Here is a 23,421-nt window from a genome sequence, read left to right as displayed (position 1 = left end):
GTTGGTCACCATCGACGATGCGTTGAGCTTCAGCTCTTAAAAGCGCAAGCTCCTGAATGCGCTGAACCGATATGCTTCATCCTTTTCGCACCTTTGCGTTCAGAGAACACCACCTGCACCGCCATCGCCCCAGAAGCGGTCTTGACAGTGCGAATATAAGGACTCACAAAAATCAGACTACTGAACACCCCCGGCACTACCCACTTAGTGCGGAAAAATTCCTCCCCACCAACGAAAACCAACAGGTAACAGTGTCAAGAGTGCCTTTGCTCACCCACCCATGACCTAAGTCAGGTTACAGTTTTACAGGTACTTTAAATCCGTAAACGCGGGGAACAAGACAGCATCGTGGCAAGCAGGAAACTTGATGATACCTCAGTGGGATTGGCTGGCCGAGACGCCCTTCTAGGCCGCCATGTCATATAGGCCAGCGAGGACCGCCAAATTAGCGAGGTCTACCGATGCAATGAGGATGGCGTGAGCCGGCGCAGCGGTTGGACATCATTTTTGCTTTGGACGAGTTTCCAGGATTCTCTGTTTGTAATAATCGCGATCCGCCTCTTGCATGCGAGAAAATTCCATGAGCACGCCCGGCCAAGTGGGAAATGAATCTACCAGATTCTCCGACATGTTCGATAACGGCGAAAAAGCGATCTCGCCCCATCTGACTCCTATGCCTACTCTTTCAGAGTAATCTGTGCTGTTTAGAGGACCAACACACCACTGGCTCCCTGATGCGGCATTCATCCATATCCCCGTTATGGCTATGATTCGGGAGACTGTGTCTTCATAGCTGTGTTTAGAATTGAGGATTTCGAGAAGGGGTTCGAAGGGAAACTCTTGTGCGCCATCGGTAACTTGCTTCTTCTGGGAAGATGTCAGCTCTGTGAGCACTGTGGGGACTGTTTCTGTGAGGAAGTCCTCTAGCCGGTTTCCGAATTGCTGTTGATATCCGTCAAGCCACATGGGGGTCTCCTAGGTCAAATAGGGCGGATGATCCAGGCTCCTGAACCGTTATTTAAAGTCCTGTCGAAAAAGCAGGTTGCAGATCTAGCCCAGTATCCAGTATTTTGTTGCTCTCTGAGGAAATCAAGTCGATTCCAGCATTCATTTTCGGCAAGGAAGATTTGAGTGTTGTGCCCCGACCCCGCAACCGGAACGCAGAATTACTCGGCGTTAAAAGAATAGCTCCCAGTCAGCTCGTTGTGGATGACGACGCTATAGTCCTGGCCGTTGGCATTAGCGCCGTCGATAAGCGCCTGCAGCTCCTGTGAGTTGTAATGGCGGCTTAAGCCGACGTAGAACACTGCGAGGATGACGAGCCCTGCCACGAGGATGGCGGCGGGGACAATAATGCTGCGGAATCGGGACATGTCGTCGACGTTAGTAGAGCGCTGGTTTAATCGCATCCCACGCCGGCTGCAATTGCTTGCCAAACATCACCCAGTCGTGGGTGCCTTCGGTGAGATAGTCGGTGGTGTGGGGGATGGAGGCGTCGGCAAGCGCGGCGGAAAACTCCTCCGTACAGCGACGTGAGCCGGCCTCCAAAAGGGTGCCCCCGATGCGGTCATTGACGGACTTTCCGGGGTAGGCCGCCAGTTCCTCGTCCGTCCACGCGCCCGAGGCCGCGGCGAGGTACAGCGCCGTGCCGCGCAGCCCCTCCGGGTGGGACATGACGTCATTGCGCAGCCAGTCTTCCGAACCGCGCGGCCCCCACATGTTCGTTGGGTCGCCGCCTTTAGTGCGCACCGTCAAGTCCACTGTGCCCTGGCCCACCTTGCTGGTGGTGGAATAGCAGCCGGAAATACCCGCCACGCCACTGAAGAAACCCGGGTTGTTGTTCGCCATCATCACCGCGCCCGACGCTCCCATGGACAATCCAATGAGCCCGCGCTTGCCGTTGTGGTTGAGCTCTGCCTCCACCAGCGGCGCGAGTTCGGTGGTGACAAAAGTTTCCCACTTGTGGCGCCCCAGTTTGGGGTCATCTTCTCGCCAGTCCGTCCACATGGATCCGGCTCCCTGCGAGGGGATGACGATGCTGGCGTCGGATTCGCCGAAGACGCGCTTCACATGCCCCTTGGTGATCCAGTTCGAGGTCTCCGGGGAGTCTACGCCCTCGAGAAAGTACACAACGGGCCCGCCGTTGCCCACGACGACGTCGACAGGAATATCGCGCCCCATCGACGGCGAGGAGATGATCCACTTCTCACGGCCGGGTTCGTCGGTGGCGCGCCGCTCAACGAGGGAGACCTCGTCGATTTCTTTAATCGGGTATGGGTACTCTTCCTGCTCCGTGGACCACGCGTCGGTAAGCAGATGGGAGGAAGTGCCTAAGCCATCGATGACGTTGAACATGGTGTCCACGGCCCACTGCGATGAGGCCTCGTCGCGGCTCGACAGTTGGTAGGAGGAGCCGGGCGTGAACATCAGGGAGCTGGCCACCAGCGCGGGGAAGAGCTTCATAAACGGCTACCTTAATACAGATTCCGGTATGCTCGGCGCACATGCTCGGAAAGGATGACACCATGAAGATGGCACCGCGCCACCGTCAGCAATTGCCACCGCTTCCGATGGTTTCGGCCAAGCTGGGGGAGCGGTTGGCCAGCCAGGTGTTCGTGGAGGAAGGCCGGGAGCTGCTTCCGGAGTTGCAGGAGTTCCGCCGCGATATGCACCAGAACCCGGAGGTGGGGCTGCATCTGCCGCGCACGCAGGAGAAGGTGCTCGAAGCTCTTAAAGGGCTACCGTTGGAGATTCAGCTGGGACGCGATCTCAGCTCGGTCGTCGCGGTGCTGCGTGGCGGCAAGCGCGGCGAGCGCCCCGTGTCGGTGCTGCTGCGTGCGGACATGGACGGCCTTCCGGTGCGCGAGCAGACGGGCAGCCCGTTTGCCTCGACGAATAACAACATGCACGCCTGTGGCCACGACCTGCACACGGCGGGGCTGATCGGCGCGGTGAAGATGCTGTGCCGTCACCGCGAGGAGCTGTTGGGCGATGTCATCTTCATGTTCCAGCCGGGTGAGGAAGGCCCGGGCGGTGCGCAGCCGATGATTGATGAGGGCGTGCTCGACGCTGCTGGCCGCCGCCCCATTGCCGCCTACGGCCTGCACGTCGGCCCGCAGGATCGGGGTACCTTCCACCACATCGCGGGCCCGATGATGGCCTCGTCGTCCAACTTGGGAATCACCGTCTACGGCAAGGGTGGGCATGGCTCGCGCCCGCACGATGCGATCGATCCGGTTGCGGCCCTCGCGGAGATCCAGGTGGCGCTGCAAGTGGCGCTGACCCGGCGCTTCGACGCGAACTCGCCGATTGTCATCACGGTGACCAACCTGCGCGCAGGCGACGGTGCGGTCAACGTCATCCCGGACAAGGCGGAGCTGGGCGCGACGGTGCGCGTGCTTCGCGACGAACACATCGACGCCGTCCGCCAAATGATCATCGAGGTCTCGAGCTCCGTGGCGGCTTCCCATCGTTGTACCGCGAAGGTGGACTTCGAGGTCCTGTACTCAGCCACCAAGACCTCACCGCGCGAAGACCAGTTCGCGGCGTCATTGTGGGCGGGTATGTTCGGCGCGGAAAACGTGCTGACCATGGACACCCCGATGATGGCCTCGGAAGATTTCGGCGCGGTGCTCGCCCAGGTACCGGGCACGTTCATGTGGTTCGGCACCGGTGATCCGCACACCCCGGAGCACATGCGCGAGTGGAACCACTCGCCGTTGGTGCGCTTTGATGATTCCGTCCTGGGAGACCAAGCCGCGGCCCTGGCGGCGGTGGCCTTTGAGCGCCTCGCCGCCGAGGACGCCCACCCCTCGCCGGCCACGAAGGCTATGCGTGCGCCGGTGCAGGATGCGCAGCCGCCTTCTTCCGCAGCGCAATAGTGCCCCAGATGGTGGCTACCCACTCGGCGAGCACGACGACCATGCCGGCGAGGAGGGGCCAGATGGCGTCGTCGAGCGCAGTGCTTAACGACGGGAAGAGATTCTTCGTGGCGTGCACCGCGATGGCGATAATGAGCCAGCGCACCGGCTGCTTCTGGGATAGGCCATAGGCGCTAAGCCCAGCGAACAGCGAGTGGGAGAGCGGGTTGGACCCCAAGCGGATGACCACCGCCCCGATTGCGCCAGCGGTATCCGAGTCGAGGTTATCCGCCGTCATGCGCGCGAAGGCGGTGGCGTCCTCACCTACAGTGAAGCCGATACCCACGGCCACGCCCACGAAGACGTAGTCGAGCCAGCTGCGGGGCCGGATGACGAAGGTACAGATAAGCAGCACGCCGAGGAACTTCAGCACCTCCTCGATGAGCGGCGCATACCCCGCAGCGCCCAGCCAGTCCAGGCCCGCGCGGGCGAGGAGGTGGGTCATGTTCGTGTTGAGTTCCACCGCGAGCCCGGAGACGGCAAAACCCCACACCACGCCGTGCGCAATTCCCGGCCGGCGGCGCAGGAAGAACAGCGCGAGGGGGACGAGTACGGCGGCGAAGATCACGGCGGCCAGAGCACTTGCGGGCAGGAAGGGCTCGCCCGCGTAGTGGAAGGCGGTGACGGCCAGCGCGCCGAGGGTCAGCAGGTAGTACAGGTACTTCATGCGTCCTCCGGCTGCACGCGGTCGGCGAAGTCACGTGCCTTCGGTCCGTAGATGTGGAGGAAGGAGATGGTGTTGTTGTGCCGCTGAGACAGCGTGATGCCGTCGCCGTCCTCGACGCGGTAGAGCTCGGCAGCCTGGGTGGTGATGGGGGCGTCGGTCAGCGCGCTGGTCCCGGTAAAGGAACGGTGCTGCCGCGGCAGGTAGGTCTCGACCTCGTGGGAGGAGCTGCCTTCCTCCGAAATGATGGTCGCGCTCCCGCAGTTCCAGGTCTGCGAGGAGGCGTACGGATCCTCCGGGCATTCGAGCTCCGGGATGCCGCGCACGGGGGTGGTGTCGGGAGTGGGGTCGGGGAGGAGGGCGTCGGCAAGCGGTACTGCGGCGAGGACGCCGATGCAGGAATAAATCAGTGTGTTTCTCATGCTTTTGACCCTAAGAGCTGCGGTTTGACCCCGGTATCCTCCGCAGGGAGGATTTTGCGGAGTTTCACAATACTGACAATCGTGGCGACCCACAGGCCGATGAGGATGAGGAAGGTGGGGAAGATGGGCCAGAAGGCGTCCTCAAACGCGGTAGAGATAGACGGGCCGAAATTGGCGGTGAAGTGCACCGCCATGGCGATGAGCAACCAACGCACCGGTTGCCTGCGGGAGAGCCCGTAAGCCGCGATTGCGGTGAAGAAGGAATGCATGAGCGGATTCGCGATGAAGCGGACAAGCACCGCCAGCAGCGTTCCCCTGATATCAGAATCGAGGTTCTCCAGCGTCATGTTGACGTAGTAGACGGCGTTTTCGCTCACGCTAAAACCCATGCCTACAGCCACACCGACGAAGACGTAATCCGCCCAGTGGCGGGGCCGGATGACGCAGGTGCAAATGAAGATGACGCCGAGGAATTTGAGGACCTCCTCGGTGAGTGGGGCGATGCCAGCGAAGACCAGCCAGTCTGGGACCGTACGGATGAGGAGGTGGTTCATGTTCTCGTTGAGCTGGCCGGCGACAGTGGAGACCGCAATACCCCACACCACCCCGTGCGCAATACCCGGGTGCTTGCGCAGAACCAGCAGCGTGAGACCGATTGCGACGGCCGCGTACAACACTGCGGCGAGCGCGCTCGTGGGCACGAAAGCGCCGTGGGAGAAATCATAAGCGACGTACACCAGCCCGGCGGCGGTGAGCAGTTCGTACAAAGTTTGTGTTCTTCTCATGCGCTTTAGGTTATGAACCGGGCTTGGGGTGCCGGTATCCTCCGCAGGGAGGATTTTCCGGAACGCAGGGAGAACTATCGTGGCAACCATGACGAGAAAGACGCGACCACTGTGGATCACGGTGCTGCTCATTCTGCTCTGCGTGGTGGCGGATTTGGCGGCATGGATCCCCCATATCGAAAACTTCGAGGGGACGGATCAGGAAGCCCTTGTTATGGGCTTGATGGGTCTATGTAGCTTCGCCACGTGGATTCTGCTGCCCTTCGCCCTGCACCACTCACGGCGGGAGCGCAACATCCACGAGGAGTACCCCGGCCACCCGGTGGTGCTGATTGCGGCTCTGCTCGTCCTGGTACTAGGCGGGTTTCGCCCACTGTCGCTGTCAGTGCTGGTGGTGTTGATTTCAATCATCTCGCGCGGCCGATTGCGGTGGTCCCTGGCGGGGACGGCGGTCTTCGTGGCCTCGTGTGTGACCGTTATCTCTGTGCCTTACATTCGGATGAACATCTTCGATCCCTTTGGTTACGTGTTCTATGGAAGCCTCTTTCTTATCGTTGCCTGGATTACGGGCTCGGTGCGCGCGCAGCGCCGCCAGCGCGAGGTCACGTTGGTGAGCCTGGCGGAGCTCAACGAGGATCAGCTGCGCTCACGCGAGGAGCGCGCACGCCTGGAGGAACGCAACCGCATTGCCCGCGATATCCACGATTCCCTCTCGCACCGCCTCAGCCTCATTTCCGTGTACGCGGGTGGCCTGAACTACCGCAAGGATGCCGACCCGGAGCGCGTCGCTGAGGCGGCGGGAACCATCCAGTCGGAGGCCAAGGCCGCCGTGGAGGACCTGCGCGGGGTGATCAAGGCGCTGCGCGTGGATGACAGGGTGGATCCGCGCGCGAGCATCGAGGAACACATCGAGCGCGCACGTGCGGCGGGGACGAAGGTGCGCTATGAGAAGGGGGATGTCGATAAGCTGAGCACACTAGCCGCCCACACGCTGGGCCGCGCCGTGCAGGAGGGGCTGACCAACGCGCGCAAGTACGCGCCGGGGAAGAAGGTGACGCTCAGCGTGGACAACGAGGAAGGTAAGGTGCGGGTGACCATGCAGAACAAGAAGGTGGCGCACCAGCCGGAGTCGGGTGGCGGCAACGGCCTGCTAGGTCTGGAGGAACGCGCCCGGCTGGCGGGAGGTACCTTCACAGTGCTTGACGACGACTCCACTTTCACCTGGGTCCTCGAACTCCCTGAGGAGGCACGCGCGTAATGATTTCAGTGGTGTTAGTCGATGACGAGCAGGCACTGCGGCGCGGTATCCGCTTCATCCTGGAAGGCGCAGCAGACATCGAGGTGGTGGCCGAGGCCGGCAATGGGCGCGATGGCGTGGCCCGCGTGCTGGATCTGCAACCGGATGTCGTTCTCATGGATATCCGCATGCCCGTGATGGACGGCATCGAGGCGGCCGGACAGCTGCGCGCGAGCGCGGCAGACCTTCCGGTGGTCATGCTCACCGCTTTTGATACGGATGAGTTCATCGTGGATGCGCTACACGCCGGCGCGATGGGGTTCTTGCTGAAGACCATCGAGCCGGAAGGACTGGTCTCGGCGGTGCGGGCCGTGGCCGCAGGACAGCAGCTGCTGAGCCCGAAGGCGCTGAAGAATTTGCTGGCGCTCAAGCGTCCTGAGCCTGCGCCCACAACCGCAGCCAAGTCGCCTGAGCCCCGCCCACTGGAGGGCTTAAGCCAGCGCGAAAACGAGGTGGCGGAGCTGGTGGCCCAGGGCCTAGACAACCAGGAGATTGCCGGACAGCTCTACGTTTCCGTGACCACGGTGAAGACCCATATCAAGCACATCTTGGACAAGCTGGGCGGTACCAACCGCGTGCACATTGCGATTGCGGTGTTGGAGTCGCGCTAGCCTCGGCGGAGGAAGGCGGAAATGATGCCGATGATTGCGATGACCACCACGATGATGGAGGCCGCCGGCCAGTACCGGGGGTAGTACTTCAGCGTGTAGCCAAAGACCTGGCTGTCGTTGAACTGTTGGGCCAGTGCGATGGGCATCCACCACAGCTTGGTCAGCGTCAGGATCGCGCCCAAGAGCCCGGCGATGATGCGGACCGGCCTGCGCAGGAAGAAGCTGGCCGCCACGAGGAGAACACCAACAATCGTGAGTGCGAAAAGCAGAGGCGTATCCACGGCGAGCGGCGAGCCATTGATGAGGAACTCGTGGTCCACTTCGTGCTGTTCGATAAGCGTGTAGCCGTCGAGGACGACATCGTCGGGGATGCCCACTTAGGTCTCCTTCTGCTCAGAGTTCGGGTCGTAGCCATCGGCCCAGGTATCGGTGTCGAAGTCGTAGTCTACATTCTCGCCCTTTTCATCGGTGCGCTGGTACCAGTCTGTGTAGCGGTGCGCTGAGGAGTCGAAGTCGGAGCCGGCACCGCGGCCCTCGTCGGCGTGCTCGACGGTGATCTCGAAATCATCGCCGTGCTCCTCGATGCCACGCACGACGGCGTTTTCCACCGCGGCACGCGCGTAGGCGCGGCGGATGAATACCGGGTCGGAGCGCAGGTCCTTGATGAAGGCCACCATCATGACGAGCAGCACGATGCAGAAAGGTAGCGCTGAGAGGATTGTCAGGTTCTGCAGGCCTGTGAGCACGTCCTCACCACCGGTCAGAAGCATGACAACAGCGATGCCCATCATGCACAGGCCCCAGAAGATAACGATGATCTTGTTCGGGGCGGGATTGCCCTTGGAGGACATGGTTCCCATGATGACCGATGCGGAATCCGCAGAGGTGATGAAGAAGACCGCCAGCACCAGGATCAAAATGAAAGGCGTGATGCTGCTCAGCGGCAGGTTGTCGAACATGGCGAAAAGAACCTGCTCGCCGGAGGCGGAGCCATCAAAGTTGGGTAGTTCTTCGCGCTGGAAGGTAATGGCCGTGCCGCCGAAGATGGTGAAGGCCAGGATGAGGATGAGGGAAGGGGCGAAGACGGTCACGGCCGTGAATTCGCGCAGCGTGCGGCCACGGGAGATACGGGCCACGAACATGCCGACGAACGGCGTCCAGGCAATCCACCACGCCCAGTAGAACGCAGTCCAGTAGGACTGGAACTCGACGGTTTCATCGCCCCAGGACAGGCCTTTGGCCATCATCGGCAAAAGCTGGTCGATGTAGGTCACGATGCCGGAGGGCACGAGATTGAGCAGGAGCAAGGTCGGACCGGTGAAGAAGACAAAGATGACCAAGCCGAGTGTCACCGTGATGTTGAAATTAGAGAGATAGCGCACGCCGCGGGAGACACCCGAGACCGCCGAGATGATGAAACCGCAGCCCAGGACCGCAATGATCACGATGAGCACGGAGTTGGTCAGCGGGCCGGCACCACGGATGATGGAGACGCCTTGGCCGATCTGGATGGCGGAAAGACCCAGCGGGCCGTCGGTATCGCGGGAGCCGAACAGCGGCTTGAAAATCGAGGACACCAGAGGGACGCGTCCGCGGCGGTAGGAGGAATAGGCGATGGCGCCGCCGACGAGGGCATAGGCTGCCCAGGGCGAGATTCCCCAGTGGTAGTGCGCCTGGGCCATGGCCTGGTGCAGGGCCTCGACGCTGTTGCCGTCGACGGTGTGCGGCGGCGGGGTGAGATAGTGCGACAGCGGCTCTGACGGGCCGTAGAAGAAGATGCCGACGCCGATGCCGGCGCCAAACATCATGGCGACCCAGCTAAACCAGCCGAACTCAGGCTCTTCGTCATCGGTCCCGAGCTTGATGCGACCTAGACGGGAGCAGCCGATGTAGAGCATGGTGGCTACGGCCATCATCATGGTGATGTTGAGCAGCCACCCGGCGTTCGTGATGGCCCAGGAAAAGGCGGAGGAGGATGCGGCTGAGACGGATTCTGGCGAGCTAATGCCCCACACGATGAAGGCTACGACGAAGGTAGCGGTGCTGAAAAAGGTGATTTTGTCGAGGGCGAAAGCGTTGCGTTGGTCCTCCACGCCGATGCCAGGGACCAAGCCCGGGTGCATGTCGTGGGGATAGATGCCTACTGGGGGACCGGTGGCTTGTCGAGAGTTCATGGTGACCATTATCGCAGGTGCGCGAAATGACAGTGTTGTGAGCTAGGATGAAGGAACCTATTTCTGCGTCGATTGGAATGCCATGTCGCTGCCTAATTTTGATGAGAATGTCCGTGAGCTGGAGGAAGCCTTCGCGCTCTTCGAACTCGTGGAGGAACACGTACTCGATCCGAACCTGTTGCTGTCGGTGAAATGATTCGCGGGCAACCGGGGGTTGCCCGTGCTAGGAGGTCAGGACCGCATTTCCGCTGCGGTGATTTTCTCGATGAGCGTGTCCAATTCCGCGCGGCTGGGCTGCGAGAGCGGATTGACCACGCAGAAATCTAAGAGGAAGTAGCCGGCCGGTTGCAAGGCGGTGTGGCGCTCCCAGAACTCGCTGATATCGGAGTGGTTGGTCGCCAGCGACTGGATGCTACGCCGTTCCGAGAGCAGCTCGTAGTGCAGGTCGCGCCGCTGTGCCAGCGCTTCCTCGGGGGTCTTGATGAGTAGCGCGCCGAGCAGGGCGGCCATCGCCTCGAAGCAGCGCGTTTGCAGGCGGTAGTGGTTGGTCAGCTGGGCGCGCGGCTTCCACAGCCACAGGAAGAGCATCGCCACGACCACGGAGAGTCCAATCTCCGCCATGCGCGAGCCGATGGTGTGGGCCATGTGCTCCGAAGAGTTGCCCATGAGCAAAGCGAGCGGCGTGGAGAAGATAACGCACAGCGCGTAGTTCTTCACCACCAGAATCTCTGCGCAGAACTGGCAGAAGGCCAGCGCGAGCACCAACCCCCAGCCGTGCGGGCTGAAGGACGCAATGAGCGCAAAGACGCACACTCCTAAGACGGAGCCCAGCATACGTTGCACACCGCGAATCGTTCCCGGAACCCGGTCCGGCCCCCACTGCAAGAGCAGGAGCACCGAGACCGCGCCCCAGTCCGGGCGGTTGAGCCCCAGCGCCATGCCAATGAACGCGGTGGCCAGGCCACCGAGCGCGATCTTTTCCGCCGTCACCACCGCGTGGGAATTGCCCACCGCGGCGCGGTAGAAGCGGTAGCGCATCGTCGGCTTGGTGTGCGGGATGGTGGTGCGGTCCGGGTCCACGTAGGTGGGGGAATCAGACAGCTCATCCGAGTTGCCGCCCACCTGCTTGTGGTGCGCCACGATGCGCTGCTGGGCCGCCAGGGCGCGGTGTACCAGCTCCGCCTGGGCGGGGTGGCGGATGCGGCCGCCGCGGATGACGCCGGCGTCGGCAAGCGCTTGCCAGGCGGTGGAAATAGCAGACTGCGCCTGGTGGTGGCGGGCCAAGAAATCGCTATCGGAGTTCACGAAGGCCTCGGCGGCCTTTTCCAGCGCGGCCACCGCGCGGGTCTCCGGGCCGTGCGGATCCCGGAAACGCGGCAGCATGCCCAGCACGTAGCCGGCCGCCACGCCGGCCAGGCTCCACGCGGCCACCTCCCACGGCGAGACCCCGCGCAGCATTGTGGAACCACCGGCCACCATCACGATGAAGAAGGAACCCGGTGGCGGCAGCCGCAGCGCATTCTGCACGAACGCGCCGATGGTTGCCAGAGCCACCGTAAACACCGCGGACAGCGCCAGGCCATGCACCCCGACGAGGGAGCCGGCTGTGGCCGCCAGCGTGAGCAACCCACCGGCCGTCAGGATCACGTGGCGCCGGGTGCGGTAGGGGTGTCCCTCGCCGTAGATGACGGAGAAGGCGCCGGCGGAAATGAGCAGCACCGCATCCGGGTGGCCTGTCGCTACAGCGATCCCGCCGGGGATAATGATCGCCAACGCCGCGCGCAGGGCACCGGGCCAGCGGCGCGCGGAGGTGTTAAAGGCGGTAAAGAGCTGAAGGGCGTTAGGACGTTGTGGCAGAGGGTGTTCCATATCGGGAGAACACCTTACTCGCTTCGCCGCGCTCGACCAGCCGGCCGTCCTGCAAGACCGCCACCGTGGGGCACAAGTGGCGCACGACGTCAATGTCGTGGGAGACAAAAACCAGCGTCATGTCCTTCGTCACGCGCTGCAGCAACTCGAGGACCTGGGCTCGCGAGGTGGCGTCCAGTGCCGAGACGGCCTCGTCCGCCAGCAGAATCTCCGGCTTGCCCACCACGGCGCGCGCCAGCGAGATGCGTTGGCGCTGTCCGCCGGAGAAGTCCCGGGGATAGCGCTCGAAGCCGTCGATGCCGACCTCCCGCAGGACCTCTTCGGCTTCTTCGCGCGTCCCGCCGCCCTCGGCCACGATCTTCCAGATAGGCATGCGCGGGTTGAGCGAGCCCTTAGGGTCTTGGAAGACCATGTGCACACGCTTCTTCACCGCCACCGTCCCCGACGTCGGCTCCGCCAGCCCCGTGAGCAGCTTGAGCAGCGTGGATTTGCCGGAGCCGGAACCGCCGACGATGCCGAGGCGCTCGCCCTCGCGGACGGTGAGGGAGACGTCGTCCAGCGCGGTCACCCCGTGGTAGGCCTTGGTCACGTTCTGCAGCTCGATGACGGGGTCGCCCAGGGTGGGCATGGGCGGCGGGGTGAGGTCGGGAGTGGTGAGCTCGCCGATGCGCACGACGCGGTCGCACACGCGCTTGACGACGTCCCGGTCATGGCTAATAAACAGCAGCGCCGTATCCTCCTTATCCGCGGCATCCACGATGGTGGAGAGGATCTCCTCCTGGGTGAAGGGATCCAGGGCGGTGGTTGGCTCATCGCAGATGAGCAGCTTGGGGTGGCGGGCCATGGCCATCTCGATGAGCGCGCGCTGGCGCTGCCCACCGGAAAGCTGGTGCGGGAAGCGGTTGAAACCGGGCACCTTCATCAGCGGGTCGAGCGCGGTCATGGGTTCTTGGAAGACCATGGCCAGCGGCAGCTTGCGCAGGTCGCGGTCGCGCATGCCCAGCAACTCCTGGCCGTTGAAGCGGATGGAGCCGGTGGCCTGCAGGTGGTCGGGCAACAGCCCCATGATGGCTAGGGCGGTGAGGGACTTGCCGCTGCCGGAATCGCCGATGAGGCCGACGCGCTCGCCGGGTGCGATGGAAAAGGAGAGGGGGCCGACAGGGCCCACGCACAGATCAGTGACGGTCAGCATGGCTTCCTAGCAGGTTGAATCCGAGGACGGTGCCGGCGATGGCCAGCCCTGGCCACAGCGCCTGGAGGGGGTGGGTGGCCAGGAGGGGTTGGGCGTCGTGCAGCATGCGGCCCCACGAGGCGGTCGGCGGGGCAGTGCCCAGGCCGAGGTAGGACAGGCCGGCCTCGGCGAGGACGGCCAGCGCAAAGTAGACGGAGGCCTGGATAGCCACGATGCCGCCGAGGTTGGGCAGCACGTGCCGCCACGCGATGAGCGCCGGCGGCACGCGCGAGATGCGGGCGGCGGCGATATAGTCCTGCGTCATGATTTGCAGCGTGCCGGAACGGGTGACGCGGATGAAAGAGGGAATGCCGGCGATGCCGATGGCGATGGTAGCCGTGAGCGTGGAGGAGCCCCACACCGCGCCGGCGACGATGGCCAGCAGAAGCGCCGGGAAGGCGAGTAGCAGGTCGGTGGCCGCCATGATGAGGCCACCACCGCGCATCCCGGCGATAATACCCAGCGGTACCCCGATGAGGGCGGCGATGGCCACCGCCACCACGCCCACCAGCACGGTGATCTGGGCGCCGGCGAGGATGCGGGAGAAGGTATCGCGCCCGAAGCGGTCGGTGCCCATGAGGTGCTCCAGGCTGGGGCCGGCCAGGCGGTCTGGGGAGATGAGGTTGGGGTCATAGGGCGTCCACACCAGGGAGACCAGGGCGAGCAGGATGGTCAGGCCCACCAGAATGTAGCCGGGTTTCATCGCGCCTCCTTGAGCCTTGGGTCGATGACCCGGTAGGCCAGGTCCGTGAGCAGGTTGACGGTCAGGGTGAAGGTCACGAAGACCATGATGAGGGTCTGGACGGTGGTGAGGTCGCGGGTGGAGACGGCGTCGAGAAGCAGAGAGCCCAAGCCGGGGATGACGAAGACGTTCTCGATGACCACCGCGCCCACCACCAGGGTGCTCAGCTGCACGCCGGTGACGGTGAGCACCGGCAGGGCGGCGTTGCGCAGGCCGTGGCGGATGAGCGCCCCGGTGCGGGATTCACCCAGGGAGCGGGCGGTGCGGATATAGTCCTTGTCCATTTCCTCGCGGAGGGTGGCGCGCACGTAGCGGGTGAGCATCGCTCCTTGCACCAGCGCCAGCGAGATGACGGGAAGCACGAGGTGGCTCAAACCCTCGCGAGGCAGCTGCCAGCCGTTGGCCGGCAGCCATCCCAGGTGCACGGAGAAGACCGCAACCAGCAAAATACCGACGAGGAAGCTCGGTACCGCGATGCCCAGCTGCGTGGCGGCATTGAGCACGGGGAGGCGAAAGCGGGCGAGCAGGATGCCCATGGGGATAGCACCGACCAGGGCGAGGGCGATGGCCAGCCCAATGAGCAACAGCGTAACCTGCGCGCGGTCAATCACCAGCGGGGTGATGTCCTGCTGCGAGGACAGGGAGATTCCGAAGTTGCCGGTTAACAGCCCTTTCATCCACTCCAGGTACTGCACGATGAGCGGGCGGTCTAAGCCCATGGAGTGGGTCAGCTTCTCCACGGCCTCGTCCGTGGCGTTGACGCCCAAGGCCACGCGCGCCGGGTTGCCGGGCACGGCCCGCATGAGCAGGAAGATGATGATGGAGGCGGCCCACATGGTGCCGAGGAAGCGCAGGATTCTCATCGCACACCTCGCAACTCAATGGCATCGGTGATCTGATTCGGCTGCAGGCCGGTCAGGCCCTCGCGGTAGAGCACGATATTGGGCATGTTCATCAAGGTCAGGGCGGGCATGTCCTCCATAATCTGGTCCACGGCCCCTGTCATGTCATCCTGCTCCAACAGCGTGCGGGCCTGCGGCGAATCATAGCCGAGGTAATAGTCCGGGTTGCCAAAGATGGTGGGGATATCGCGCGGCTCGACGTGCGCGACGAGCGACATCTGGTAGTCCTTCGCGCCCATGACCTGGCTCAGCCACACCGCGGGGAACTCGGCGGTTTCCAGCGTGACCTCAAAGCCCATCTCTGTGAGCTGCGAGTAGAGGAACTCGGAGAGCGTTTGCGCATAGGGCAGGCTCGGCACGGTGAGCGTGAGCGGCGTGCCCACCGCCCCGGCCTCCTCCATCAGCGCGCGGGCGCGCGCTGGGTCGTAAGGGTAGTAGTCCTTCCCGCTAAACCAGGGATCAGTCGGCGGGACGGGTGCGCCGCCAGTGTCCTTCGCGCGGCCCTCCCAGAGGATCTCGTTGGCGGCGTGGCGGTCGATTCCATAAGCCACGGCGCGGCGCACGCGGGGGTCGTAGAAAGGCGCTGCTTGGTTATTCATGGACAGCAGCACCTCGCCGTTCGTGGTGCCGACTGCGGTCTCGATGGAATCATCGAGCGTGTCGAGCAGCTCGGGGTTTTGCACGCCCCACACTGCGTCGACCCCGCCGGAGCGCAACGCGTTCACCGCGGTGAGGGAATCCGGGAAGTAGCGGATGGTGATGTCTTCTTCCGCTGGGGTGCCCCAGTAGTCGGGGCGGGCGCGCAGCGCGATGTACTCGTTGGGGGAGAAGCCCGCGACGGCGAAGGGTCCGGTGCCCACAGCTTCGGTGGGGGTGCGCATCGCGCCAATGGCGGTGCCCATGGACCATAGCCACCCGGCGGAGGGCCGCTTAAGGGTGACGAGCAGCGTGTGATCGTCGACAGCCGTGGCGGATTCCACCACGTCCATCTGGGCGCTAATGCCGTTCGTCCACTCCGTCTTCACCGCGTTGATGGACCACGCGGCGGTGTGCGCGGTGAAAGCCTCGCCGTTGGAGAAGGAAGCCTCACGCAGGTGGAAGGTGTAGCGCGTGGAGTCCACCTCCCAGGATTCGGCGAGCCCAGGGACAATCTCTCCCTCCGGGGAGATGCGCACCAGGGTCTCGTAGACGTTGCTCATGAGCGCTGCCGGGATGGCGGCGCCGCCGACGGTGGTGAAATCCAGGGAGGTCGCCGGCGTCGTGGTGGCCAGCGTCAGCGCGGAGGAATCCGAATCAACCACTGCCGTGGAGCCGGCAGAACACGCGCTTAACGACGCCCCCACGACCACCCCCAGCGCACCCAGCCAAGTCTTCATCATCCTTCCGACAGCTTGACCTCGAGTGGGGACGTGGTGCCGCGCACGTTCGTCATGCCAAGCGTCATGCGGTCCCCGAGGTACAGGATTTCGGTGCACTCGACGGGATGCCCGGAGTGATCCGAGATGTCGAGGTGCAGGCGCCACAGCGGGGTGCCGGGGTCGATATTGAGGGAGCGCGCATCCTCCTCGCTGGCGTAGGCGAGGGAGAGCTCGCGGTTGACGCTGTCGAATTCCACGCCCTGCTTGCGAAGGTGATCGTGGATGGACTCATTGTCGGCATCGAAGCTGAGGATCTGGCTGCCCACGTCCAATGGGAAGAACATGCGCTCGATGGCGATGGGCATGCCGTTGGCGCTGCGCACGCGGTGCACAAAGATGACGGGGGAGCCGGTGTCTACCCGCAGGAATTCAGCTTCCTGCTCGGAGGCGGGGCAGCGGCCCAGCCACAACGTGGACGCGCCGGGCTCGAAGCCGCGCTCGCGCAGCCAGTGCGTCACGGAATAAATCGAGTCGAAGGACTCCGAGGTAAAACGCCCGAGGACGACGGAGCGGCGGCCGCGGCCGGAGGAGATGAGGCCTTCCGAGCGCAGAGCCGCGACGGCTTGGCGCACCGGGCCGCGGGAAGAGGAGAATTGCTCGCAGAGCTCGGCCTCGCTGGGCAGGAAATCACCAGGGGAAAGCTTCTTGCTGCGAATGAGGGTGCGCAGATAATCAGCGATAATGCTGTGCTGCTGAGTACCGCGAAGGGCCACCGGGATCCTCCTCTATGTAAAACGCTGTGACGGGCAACGATGCGCGTACGCCTACAATTGCCACGCGCGCGCCAGGTTACTCATGTTACCCAACGCGGCCTTGTGGCTTGTGGATTGCAGGGAAATCATGAGTTCGTCCGCCTGCGCCAACTTCTGGAAGTCGGTGAGGTACTCGCGCACGTGCTCTACATTTCCGACCGCGGAGTATTGCAGCATGCTGATGATCTGCTGGCCCTGCGGGGAATCGATGATGCGGGCGACGTCGGCGTCGCTGAGCTGCTTGCCGCGGCTGACGAAGGCCTTCACGCGGCGGAAGCAGACCTTCTCGAATTCCTCTTCTGCGTCATCCCCCGCGGTGACGTTGACGCCGGCGATGACATAGGGCTCGGGGTGGGCCTCAGAGGGCTGGAAATTCTCGCGGTAATAGGCCGTGGCGGCTTCCAGGTGCTGCGGGGCGAAGTGCGAGGCGAAGGCATAAGGCAGCCCGAATTTGGCGGCGAGTGAGGCACCGAAAAGCGAGGAGCCCAGGATGTAAATCGGCACGTTCGTGCCGTGGCCGGGGATAGCCTGCACACCGGGGACGAGGGACTTTCCGGAAAGGTAGCCCTGCAGCTCTTTGACGTCCTCGGGGAAGCGCTCGGCGGCGTTTCTATCGCGGCGCAGGGCGCGGCCCAAGGTCTTCATATCGGTGCCGGGTGCGCGGCCCAGGCCGAGGTCGATGCGGCCGGGGTAGAGCTCGGCGAGGGTGCCGAATTGTTCGGCGATGACATAGGGCGCGTGGTTCGGCAGCATGACGCCGCCGGAGCCCAAGCGGATGCGCTCGGTCTTCGCTCCGATGTGTGCGATGAGCACTGCCGGGGAGGAGGAAGAAATGGAGGGCATGTTGTGGTGCTCGGTGTACCACATGCGCTTAAACCCCAAAGCCTCCGCGCGTTGCGCCAGCTCGACCGACCTGGCCATGGACTGAGAAGGAGTCTCCCCCTCATAAATGGTGCAGAAATCGAGGATGGATAGAGCCGCGCGAGGCGTCATGGACTACTCACTTTTCTTCGACGAGGATGTAGATACAACGTCGATGATAACCCCGATGGCAAATGCGAGGAGCGTGGGAATTACCCAGCCCAGGCCAACGTCTTGACCAGGGGAGAAGCTGAGCGGGGCGCCGAAGGAAGTGGCGGCGGACCACAGGACGGAGACCCACAGCGCCAAGCGGAAGCCCCAGTAGAAGGTGACCCTCTTTTTGACCGCCGGCTGCAGAAGCGTCAGCGCGATCAACGAGATAGCCGGCGGGTACAAGAACACGATGAAGGGCACCGCGATGGCAAGCACCGTGTCCAGACCCTGGAAGGCGAAGGCGATGGACAGTGCGGTAAACAAGCAAGCCCAGAAGTGGTAGGTGGTCTTCGGTACCAGCATGGCGAAGAACTCCGAGGTGGCGGAAATCAGGCCCACGGCGGTGGTCATGCACGCCAGGATGACGATGGCGGAGAAGACGGCCTGGCCGACGTTGCCCATGGTGAGATTGGAGGCGTCGGCAAGCAAGGCGGCGCCGGAATCGTAGGATGCACCGTTCGGCATGGTTTGGCCGATCCACGCCAGGCCCAGATAAATAGCGGCGAGCAGCGCGCCGGCGATGACGGTGGAAGTGATGGTTCCGCGCAGCAGCGCCCGGTCGGTGGAGAAGCCCTTGGAACGCAGCGAGGTCACGATGACGATGGAGAAAGCCAGGCCCGCGATGGCGTCCATGGTGTTGTAGCCCTCAAAGAGACCCGTGACGAAGGGCGCGGAAGCGTACTCCTCAGTCGGGGTGCCGGGAACGCGGGGATTCGCCACGGTAGCGAGGGTGATGAGGACGGCGAGCAGGATGACCAGTGCCGGGGTCAGGAACTTTCCTAGGGTGTCGATGATGTCATTCGGGCGCCAGGCCAGGGCCAAAGCGATGAGGAAGAAGACGACGTTGAAGGCACCGTTGGCAAAGGTGCCCTCCCACCCGAGCAGCGGGGTAATCGCAGTCTCCATGGAGACCGCGCCGGTGCGCGGCAGGGCGTAGAAGGCACCGATGGCCAGGTAGGCGATGACGGAGAAGGCCACGCCGAAGATCTTGCCGCCGTGGTTTCCGATGTCTCGCACGGATTGACCGGAAATGGCCACCGCGATCACCGCTAAGACCGGCAGTGCCACGCCGGCGGCGAGGAAGCCCAAGGTGGCCGGCCAGAAGTTGGTGCCGGAGGAGACACCGACCTCTGGCGGGAAGATGAGGTTGCCCGCTCCGAAGAACATGGAGAAGAGCATGAGGGAGGCAACGATCACGATGCCGATGGGCGAGCTCGTCTTTGAAGCGGACTGGGCGGGGGCCTGAACGTCATTTATGGACATTTTTCTAAGGATAATGCCCATGACATGAGATGTAAATTTTAGCTAAATGCTTTCTCCAGCCGGTCGAGTGCCTCTTCCAGCAGCTCACGTGAGGTTGCGAAATTAAGACGGGCATGATGCTCGCCGCCCGTACCGAAGGTGACACCCTCGTTGAGGGCTACCTTGGCGTGCTCGCGCACCCAGGCCGCGGGCTTCGGGTCATCCCCAATGGCGGTCTCGCTAAAGTCCAACCACAGAAGGTAAGTAGCCTGCGGGTGGGAAGTCTTGAGGCCAGGCACGCGCTTGGGCAGCTCCTCCACCAGCCAGTCGCGGGTCTTCTTCAGATACTCGATTTCCTCGTCAAGGAACTCGCTGCCGTGGCGGTAGGCGGCCTCTGCCGCCAAGATGCCGAGCGTGCCGGTGCCGTCCTTGGCTACGCCGGTCAGCGAGTTCCAGCGCTCGACGTCCGCGGTGTTGGAGAAGATCACCTGCGCGCACTTTAGCCCTGCGGTATTCCATGCTTTGGACGTGGCGGTGACGGTAATAACGCGGTCGGACAAAGCGCCGAGCGGGATGTGGCGGCCTTCGTAGACCAGCGGGGCGTGGATCTCATCGGAGAGGATGCGGGCATCGTACTTCTCCGCCAGCTCCACCAGCCCTCGCAGCCAGTCCTCATCAAAGACAATGCCCAGCGGGTTATAGGGGTGGGAGAGCAGGATGGAGCCGGCGCCGGCCTGGAAGGCGCGCTCGATATCATCGAGCTCCAGCGAGGTTTCAATCTTCTCGCGCCCGGCGGTCTCCGGCAGCTCCAGCAGCGGCGGGTAGGAGGGAACCGGCACGGCCACCGCGCCCTCAGTAAAGTACTGCACGCCGAGCAACAAGCCGCGCACCACATCCCCGATCCAGAAGACGTGTTCTGGGCGCCAGCCGTAGCGCGATTCGTAGAAATTTGCTATTGCCGCGTTGAGCTCGGAGGCCTTGGGCGCTGGGGTGTAGCCGAAGGATTCGGCGTCGACCGCCTCCTGGATGGCCTCCTTGACCGCCGGCGCGGTGAGGAAGTCTGATTCGGCGATCCACAGCGGGATGACGTCTTCGTCATAGACGGTCCACTTGCGGGTGCCGCGGGCGGAGAGTTCTTTCAGGCTAGGGAAACGCATGCGTCCCACCTTACTCGTCGGTGGCTTGGACGAATCCGTATTTTTTCAATCGCTGCCGGTCGGCGGCGGAGGCGGATTGGGTCAGGCGCAGCAGCTCAGCGTAGATGCCGCCCGACTGCGCCAGCTCCGCCGGCGAGCCGATCTCGGAGATGCGGCCGCGGTCCAGGGTGATGATGGTGTCCACGTCCGCGATGGTGGACAGGCGGTGCGCGATGATGAGCGTGGTGCGGTCCTTCATGAGCTCATCCAGACTAGCCTGCACGGCACGCTCGGCCTTGGTGTCCAGCGCCGAGGTGGCCTCGTCGAGGACGAGGATGGGGGCGTCTTTCAGCATGGCGCGCGCCACGGCCACGCGTTGCTTCTGCCCGCCGGAGAGCTTAAGGCCGCGCTCGCCGATGACGGTGTCGTAGCCATCGGGGAATTCTTCGATGAAGCCGTGTGCATTGGCGCGCTTGGCGACGTCCACGATCTCCTCCATCGTCGCCCCCGGCTTGCCATAAGCGATGTTTTCCCGAATGGTGCCGGAGAAGAGGTAGGACTCCTGGAAGACCACGCCGACCGAGGCGCGCAGGCGCTCCGCAGTAAGTTCCGCAGTGTCGTGGCCCAGTACCGTCAGTTTTCCCTCCGTGGGCTGGTAGAGGCCCAACAGGAGGTTGACCAAGGTGGACTTGCCGCCGCCGGACTCGCCGACGAGTGCCACCTTGTGGCCCTCGTGGGCGGCGAAGGTGATATCGGCGACGACCGGCTTATCCGATTCATAGGAGAAGGACACGTCCTCGAAGGCGAAGACTGGGCCTTCGGTCGGGCGCAGCGGCTCGGCCGGGGTGAGGTCGAGCTCCGGCACGTCGGAGGTTTCAGCGGCGGCGACCAGCTGCGGGTTGACCGTGGGCTCCGGGACTTCCTCCATGACCTTGAAGTAGTCCTTGGAGCCGGCGATGGCGCGCTGGCTGACATCCACGATCCAGCTCATCATGAACACCGGCTGCTTAGCCATGTTTACCAGCTGCAGGAGCATGACCATGTCACCGATGGAGAAATGGCCCTCCAAGGTGCGCCAGAAGATCAGGCCATAGATGCCTAAGAAGATCAGCGCCATGGCCGCGCCACGGGCGGTATCCATGGAATGCCACCAGCGCGACTGCGGCTTCGTGGTATCCACCACCGTGCGGTAGCGCGAACCGAAGGAGGCCAACTCGCGGGCCTCAGCGACGAAGGACTTAGTCACCTTCACCTGGCCGATGACCTCCGCGAAGCGCCCATTGGCCACGTCGATGTTTTCGTTCTTGATGGCCTCAAACTCCTGCCAGCGCTCCGAGGTCAGCGCGGTGAGCCACATATAGATAGGGAAGAGCGCGGACAGCAGGATGGCCAGCGGCCAGTAGTACACCGCGGTGATGACCAGGACTGCGGCGGCCTGGATGAGCATGACGAAGAAGTTATTGGAGAAGGACTGCAGGAATTGCGTGATATTCGCAATCGAGCGGTCCAAGCGCGCTATGATGGTGCCGGTGACCTGGTTATCGTAGTAGCCCTGCGGCACGGAGAGCAGCTTGGCAAAGTAGCGCGTCGAAAGAATCTGGCGCAGGCGTGCGACCATGACATCGCCGATATAGCCGCCGATATTCTTCACGACGTTGCCCAGCGCATCCGCCACAAAGAGTGCCACGACCCACCACAGGATGGTGCGCAGCGGGCCGCCCGCGACGACGGTGTCGGTGGCCTCGCGGAGGATAAATGGGGTCAGCAGCGAGAGAATCGCGGTGACTGACGCGGTGATAAGGACGCCAAGATAAAACGGCCACAGGGCGGATGCGCTGCGGACGATGCGGAGAATAGAGTTCATCGCCGGCCGATGTTACGCCCTTAATAGGAATATCCAACCCGTCGACTAAGGTAGGGGAGAAACCGAAGTCGTGATGGAAAAGGATCCGCGGTGAAGAAATACCTCCCCCTAGCGTGCGCCCCGCTGTGCCTGGCTGCCTTGTCAGGCTGCAGCATCCTCCAGCCGCCGGACGTGGGCCCGCAGGACAACATCGTGGTGTCTAGCTCGGAGCCGCCGACCTTTGAGGCCAAGGATGTAGATGCTCATGAGGTCACCTCCAACCTGGCGGCACCCGTCAAAGATGAGGGGCTCAACGTGGAGTTCGAGCTCCAGGGGCTGTACTCCGGCGGCGGTGGAACGGTGCTGACCGTGAAGATTCACAACCTCAACGAGGTGCCCCTGCCTGCCGACGCCCTCGCGGAACCCACCTTGGAGCGCGCCGACGGCAACGGCGGCTGGGCCACCGTGGATCCCGTTCCTTATGACCCGGAGGTCAACGTGGACTTAGCCGCGCCGGGCTTGGATCACCCGCTGGGCGCCGGTGCGTCCACCAACCTTCAATATGTCTATAACGTTGCCCCAGGCAACCTCTGGAACGCGCGCTTTAGCATTGGCAACGTGCGCTATGTAGGAGACCTCAATCTATGACGGAACTCGTCGTTCTAGCCTCGCCGGAGGGCAAGCCCGCCGGCACCGCTGACAAGGCCGCCGTACACACCACAGATACCCCGCTGCATTTTGCCTTTTCCGCGTGGGTGGTACGCGATGGCCAGCTGCTGCTGACCCGCCGCGCCTTGTCCAAGCTGACCTGGCCCGGCGTGTGGACCAATTCCTTCTGTGGGCACCCGGGCCCGGATGAGCCGACTGCCGACGCCGTCGTGCGCCGCGGCCGCTTCGAGCTTGGCCTGACCGGCACGCCGCGCTTGGTGCTGCCGGACTTTGCCTACCGTGCCGAGGATTCCTCCGGCGTGGTGGAGAATGAAATCTGTCCGGTCTACCTCTTCGAGACCGAAGATGATCCGACGCCTAACCCGGAGGAGGTCGACTCTTTCGAGTGGGCGCCGGTGCGCGACGTCCTCGCTGCCGTCGATGCCACGCCGTTCGCCTTTAGCCCGTGGATGGTGGAGGAGCTGACCCACGAGCCGCTGCGCGCGGCCCTCTTGGCCTAACCCTTCTGCGTGCGGGGCGGTAGGCCTCGAAGCCCGACTTAGGTCGTGGATGGGTTAGCAACGTCACTCATAACACTGCTACCAGGTGTTGTTTGGCGGTGAGGGGGGATTGTTCCGCACTACATTGACCTAAGTCTGTTATGTCCATGGACTTTTTGGACACGGAGTCC

The 23,421-nt window shown here is 63.3% G+C and carries 23 protein-coding genes; 5 read left to right on the top strand and 18 right to left on the bottom strand.

Annotated features, from left to right (window positions below; translation table 11 throughout):
• Nucleotides 1–501 precede the first annotated feature (501 nt).
• The 3 genes from HMPREF2932_RS02925 to HMPREF2932_RS02915 form a co-directional block, all read right to left on the bottom strand.
• Entirely contained in the window at nt 502–966 is a 465-nt protein-coding gene (locus HMPREF2932_RS02925; protein ID WP_070702399.1) for a hypothetical protein, read from the bottom strand.
• Between the two features lie 200 nt (nt 967–1,166).
• Nucleotides 1,167–1,373 carry a hypothetical protein gene (locus HMPREF2932_RS02920; protein WP_210397748.1) on the bottom strand — a complete coding sequence of 69 codons (207 nt, stop codon included), beginning with the start codon at nt 1,371–1,373 and terminating at the stop codon, nt 1,167–1,169.
• A 10-nt stretch (nt 1,374–1,383) separates the two neighbouring features.
• Nucleotides 1,384–2,463 carry an alpha/beta hydrolase gene (locus HMPREF2932_RS02915; RefSeq protein WP_071409574.1) on the bottom strand — a complete coding sequence of 360 codons (1,080 nt, stop codon included), beginning with the start codon at nt 2,461–2,463 and terminating at the stop codon, nt 1,384–1,386.
• Between the two features lie 62 nt (nt 2,464–2,525).
• On the opposite strand from HMPREF2932_RS02915, the gene HMPREF2932_RS02910 reads away from it, so the two are divergent.
• A complete protein-coding gene (locus HMPREF2932_RS02910; RefSeq protein ID WP_070821484.1) occupies nt 2,526–3,881 on the top strand; it encodes a M20 metallopeptidase family protein in 1,356 nt (451 codons plus the stop codon).
• Here the strand turns inward: HMPREF2932_RS02910 and HMPREF2932_RS02905 are convergent.
• Genes HMPREF2932_RS02905 through HMPREF2932_RS02895 form a run of 3 tightly spaced genes read right to left on the bottom strand, consistent with a single transcriptional unit; the run spans nt 3,829 to nt 5,791 of the window.
• Complete coding sequence (locus tag HMPREF2932_RS02905; RefSeq protein WP_071409573.1) at nt 3,829–4,587, bottom strand: PrsW family glutamic-type intramembrane protease; 759 nt, start codon at nt 4,585–4,587, stop codon at nt 3,829–3,831. The two genes, HMPREF2932_RS02910 and HMPREF2932_RS02905, sit on opposite strands and share 53 nt — an antisense overlap.
• The gene (locus HMPREF2932_RS02900) at nt 4,584–5,006 is read right to left on the bottom strand and encodes a hypothetical protein (RefSeq protein WP_046649005.1); all 423 of its coding nucleotides are present in this window, start codon (nt 5,004–5,006) and stop codon (nt 4,584–4,586) included. The genes HMPREF2932_RS02905 and HMPREF2932_RS02900 overlap by 4 nt, the downstream gene beginning before the upstream one ends.
• The gene (locus tag HMPREF2932_RS02895) at nt 5,003–5,791 is read right to left on the bottom strand and encodes a PrsW family glutamic-type intramembrane protease (RefSeq protein WP_084738952.1); all 789 of its coding nucleotides are present in this window, start codon (nt 5,789–5,791) and stop codon (nt 5,003–5,005) included. The genes HMPREF2932_RS02900 and HMPREF2932_RS02895 overlap by 4 nt, the downstream gene beginning before the upstream one ends.
• Before the next feature lie 88 nt (nt 5,792–5,879).
• Between HMPREF2932_RS02895 and HMPREF2932_RS02890 the strand changes: the two genes are divergently transcribed.
• Together HMPREF2932_RS02890 and HMPREF2932_RS02885 are read left to right on the top strand one after the other, a co-directional pair.
• Nucleotides 5,880–7,049, top strand: coding sequence for a sensor histidine kinase (locus tag HMPREF2932_RS02890; RefSeq protein ID WP_246818610.1), 1,170 nt, complete (start codon nt 5,880–5,882; stop codon nt 7,047–7,049).
• Complete coding sequence (locus tag HMPREF2932_RS02885) at nt 7,049–7,699, top strand: response regulator (protein ID WP_070513646.1); 651 nt, start codon at nt 7,049–7,051, stop codon at nt 7,697–7,699. Before HMPREF2932_RS02890 ends, HMPREF2932_RS02885 begins: the two co-directional genes overlap by 1 nt.
• On the opposite strand, the gene HMPREF2932_RS02880 is transcribed toward HMPREF2932_RS02885, so the two are convergent.
• The 12 genes from HMPREF2932_RS02880 to HMPREF2932_RS02825 form a co-directional block, all read right to left on the bottom strand.
• Nucleotides 7,696–8,076 (bottom strand): hypothetical protein, encoded by a 381-nt coding sequence (locus HMPREF2932_RS02880; RefSeq protein WP_070513643.1) that lies wholly within the window; start codon nt 8,074–8,076, stop codon nt 7,696–7,698. The genes HMPREF2932_RS02885 and HMPREF2932_RS02880 overlap by 4 nt on opposite strands.
• A complete protein-coding gene (locus tag HMPREF2932_RS02875) occupies nt 8,077–9,882 on the bottom strand; it encodes a BCCT family transporter (protein ID WP_071409570.1) in 1,806 nt (601 codons plus the stop codon).
• A gap of 222 nt (nt 9,883–10,104) precedes the next feature.
• Complete coding sequence (locus HMPREF2932_RS02870; protein ID WP_070513637.1) at nt 10,105–11,742, bottom strand: FUSC family protein; 1,638 nt, start codon at nt 11,740–11,742, stop codon at nt 10,105–10,107.
• Nucleotides 11,714–12,934: an ATP-binding cassette domain-containing protein gene (locus tag HMPREF2932_RS02865; protein ID WP_071409569.1), complete on the bottom strand. Its 1,221-nt coding sequence runs from the start codon at nt 12,932–12,934 to the stop codon at nt 11,714–11,716. Before HMPREF2932_RS02865 ends, HMPREF2932_RS02870 begins: the two co-directional genes overlap by 29 nt.
• Nucleotides 12,918–13,676: an ABC transporter permease gene (locus HMPREF2932_RS02860; protein WP_071409575.1), complete on the bottom strand. Its 759-nt coding sequence runs from the start codon at nt 13,674–13,676 to the stop codon at nt 12,918–12,920. The genes HMPREF2932_RS02865 and HMPREF2932_RS02860 overlap by 17 nt, the downstream gene beginning before the upstream one ends.
• A complete protein-coding gene (locus HMPREF2932_RS02855; protein ID WP_070702381.1) occupies nt 13,673–14,578 on the bottom strand; it encodes an ABC transporter permease in 906 nt (301 codons plus the stop codon). Before HMPREF2932_RS02855 ends, HMPREF2932_RS02860 begins: the two co-directional genes overlap by 4 nt.
• On the bottom strand, nt 14,575–15,993 hold the full coding sequence (locus HMPREF2932_RS02850) for an ABC transporter substrate-binding protein (RefSeq protein WP_071409568.1): 1,419 nt from the start codon (nt 15,991–15,993) through the stop codon (nt 14,575–14,577). The genes HMPREF2932_RS02855 and HMPREF2932_RS02850 overlap by 4 nt, the downstream gene beginning before the upstream one ends.
• A complete protein-coding gene (locus HMPREF2932_RS02845) occupies nt 15,993–16,748 on the bottom strand; it encodes a GntR family transcriptional regulator (protein ID WP_071409567.1) in 756 nt (251 codons plus the stop codon). Before HMPREF2932_RS02845 ends, HMPREF2932_RS02850 begins: the two co-directional genes overlap by 1 nt.
• A gap of 51 nt (nt 16,749–16,799) precedes the next feature.
• Nucleotides 16,800–17,780: an LLM class flavin-dependent oxidoreductase gene (locus HMPREF2932_RS02840; protein ID WP_071409566.1), complete on the bottom strand. Its 981-nt coding sequence runs from the start codon at nt 17,778–17,780 to the stop codon at nt 16,800–16,802.
• Nucleotides 17,781–17,783: 3 nt separating this feature from the next.
• The gene (brnQ, locus tag HMPREF2932_RS02835) at nt 17,784–19,124 is read right to left on the bottom strand and encodes a branched-chain amino acid transport system II carrier protein (protein WP_049154806.1); all 1,341 of its coding nucleotides are present in this window, start codon (nt 19,122–19,124) and stop codon (nt 17,784–17,786) included.
• 38 nt (nt 19,125–19,162) lie between these two features.
• Nucleotides 19,163–20,260 (bottom strand): MalY/PatB family protein, encoded by a 1,098-nt coding sequence (locus tag HMPREF2932_RS02830; RefSeq protein ID WP_046649024.1) that lies wholly within the window; start codon nt 20,258–20,260, stop codon nt 19,163–19,165.
• Nucleotides 20,261–20,270: 10 nt separating this feature from the next.
• Nucleotides 20,271–22,103, bottom strand: coding sequence for an ABC transporter ATP-binding protein (locus tag HMPREF2932_RS02825; RefSeq protein ID WP_071409565.1), 1,833 nt, complete (start codon nt 22,101–22,103; stop codon nt 20,271–20,273).
• Between the two features lie 90 nt (nt 22,104–22,193).
• On the opposite strand from HMPREF2932_RS02825, the gene HMPREF2932_RS02820 reads away from it, so the two are divergent.
• Both HMPREF2932_RS02820 and idi read left to right on the top strand, forming a co-directional pair.
• A complete protein-coding gene (locus tag HMPREF2932_RS02820) occupies nt 22,194–22,730 on the top strand; it encodes a hypothetical protein (RefSeq protein ID WP_046649026.1) in 537 nt (178 codons plus the stop codon).
• Nucleotides 22,727–23,251, top strand: a complete 525-nt coding sequence (gene idi, locus HMPREF2932_RS02815) for an isopentenyl-diphosphate Delta-isomerase (protein WP_046649027.1) — start codon at nt 22,727–22,729, stop codon at nt 23,249–23,251. The genes HMPREF2932_RS02820 and idi overlap by 4 nt, the downstream gene beginning before the upstream one ends.
• Nucleotides 23,252–23,421: the final 170 nt, after the last annotated feature.

It is taken from the genome of Corynebacterium sp. HMSC074H12 (genome assembly GCF_001813755.1).
GTDB lineage: Bacteria > Actinomycetota > Actinomycetes > Mycobacteriales > Mycobacteriaceae > Corynebacterium > Corynebacterium hiratae.
The sequence above is the reverse complement of the archived record's forward strand: the minus strand, read 5'-3'. Positions and strand labels throughout refer to the sequence as shown.

Excerpts from the sequence above, each read along its gene's own strand:
- HMPREF2932_RS02915 (WP_071409574.1), bottom strand. The coding sequence starts at position 2,463 with ATGAAGCTCTTCCCCGCGCTGGTGGCCAGCTCCCTGATGTTCACGCCC.
- HMPREF2932_RS02870 (WP_070513637.1), bottom strand. The coding sequence starts at position 11,742 with ATGGAACACCCTCTGCCACAACGTCCTAACGCCCTTCAGCTCTTTACC.
- HMPREF2932_RS02920 (WP_210397748.1), bottom strand. The coding sequence starts at position 1,373 with ATGTCCCGATTCCGCAGCATTATTGTCCCCGCCGCCATCCTCGTGGCA.
- HMPREF2932_RS02905 (WP_071409573.1), bottom strand. The coding sequence starts at position 4,587 with ATGAAGTACCTGTACTACCTGCTGACCCTCGGCGCGCTGGCCGTCACC.
- HMPREF2932_RS02825 (WP_071409565.1), bottom strand. The coding sequence starts at position 22,103 with ATGAACTCTATTCTCCGCATCGTCCGCAGCGCATCCGCCCTGTGGCCG.
- HMPREF2932_RS02830 (WP_046649024.1), bottom strand. The coding sequence starts at position 20,260 with ATGCGTTTCCCTAGCCTGAAAGAACTCTCCGCCCGCGGCACCCGCAAG.
- HMPREF2932_RS02865 (WP_071409569.1), bottom strand. The coding sequence starts at position 12,934 with ATGCTGACCGTCACTGATCTGTGCGTGGGCCCTGTCGGCCCCCTCTCC.
- HMPREF2932_RS02925 (WP_070702399.1), bottom strand. The coding sequence starts at position 966 with ATGTGGCTTGACGGATATCAACAGCAATTCGGAAACCGGCTAGAGGAC.
- HMPREF2932_RS02860 (WP_071409575.1), bottom strand. The coding sequence starts at position 13,676 with ATGAAACCCGGCTACATTCTGGTGGGCCTGACCATCCTGCTCGCCCTG.
- HMPREF2932_RS02900 (WP_046649005.1), bottom strand. The coding sequence starts at position 5,006 with ATGAGAAACACACTGATTTATTCCTGCATCGGCGTCCTCGCCGCAGTA.
- HMPREF2932_RS02890 (WP_246818610.1), top strand. The coding sequence starts at position 5,880 with ATGACGAGAAAGACGCGACCACTGTGGATCACGGTGCTGCTCATTCTG.
- HMPREF2932_RS02840 (WP_071409566.1), bottom strand. The coding sequence starts at position 17,780 with ATGACGCCTCGCGCGGCTCTATCCATCCTCGATTTCTGCACCATTTAT.
- HMPREF2932_RS02910 (WP_070821484.1), top strand. The coding sequence starts at position 2,526 with ATGAAGATGGCACCGCGCCACCGTCAGCAATTGCCACCGCTTCCGATG.
- HMPREF2932_RS02855 (WP_070702381.1), bottom strand. The coding sequence starts at position 14,578 with ATGAGAATCCTGCGCTTCCTCGGCACCATGTGGGCCGCCTCCATCATC.
- HMPREF2932_RS02875 (WP_071409570.1), bottom strand. The coding sequence starts at position 9,882 with ATGGTCACCATGAACTCTCGACAAGCCACCGGTCCCCCAGTAGGCATC.
- brnQ (WP_049154806.1), bottom strand. The coding sequence starts at position 19,124 with ATGTCCATAAATGACGTTCAGGCCCCCGCCCAGTCCGCTTCAAAGACG.
- HMPREF2932_RS02885 (WP_070513646.1), top strand. The coding sequence starts at position 7,049 with ATGATTTCAGTGGTGTTAGTCGATGACGAGCAGGCACTGCGGCGCGGT.
- idi (WP_046649027.1), top strand. The coding sequence starts at position 22,727 with ATGACGGAACTCGTCGTTCTAGCCTCGCCGGAGGGCAAGCCCGCCGGC.
- HMPREF2932_RS02850 (WP_071409568.1), bottom strand. The coding sequence starts at position 15,993 with ATGAAGACTTGGCTGGGTGCGCTGGGGGTGGTCGTGGGGGCGTCGTTA.
- HMPREF2932_RS02895 (WP_084738952.1), bottom strand. The coding sequence starts at position 5,791 with ATGAGAAGAACACAAACTTTGTACGAACTGCTCACCGCCGCCGGGCTG.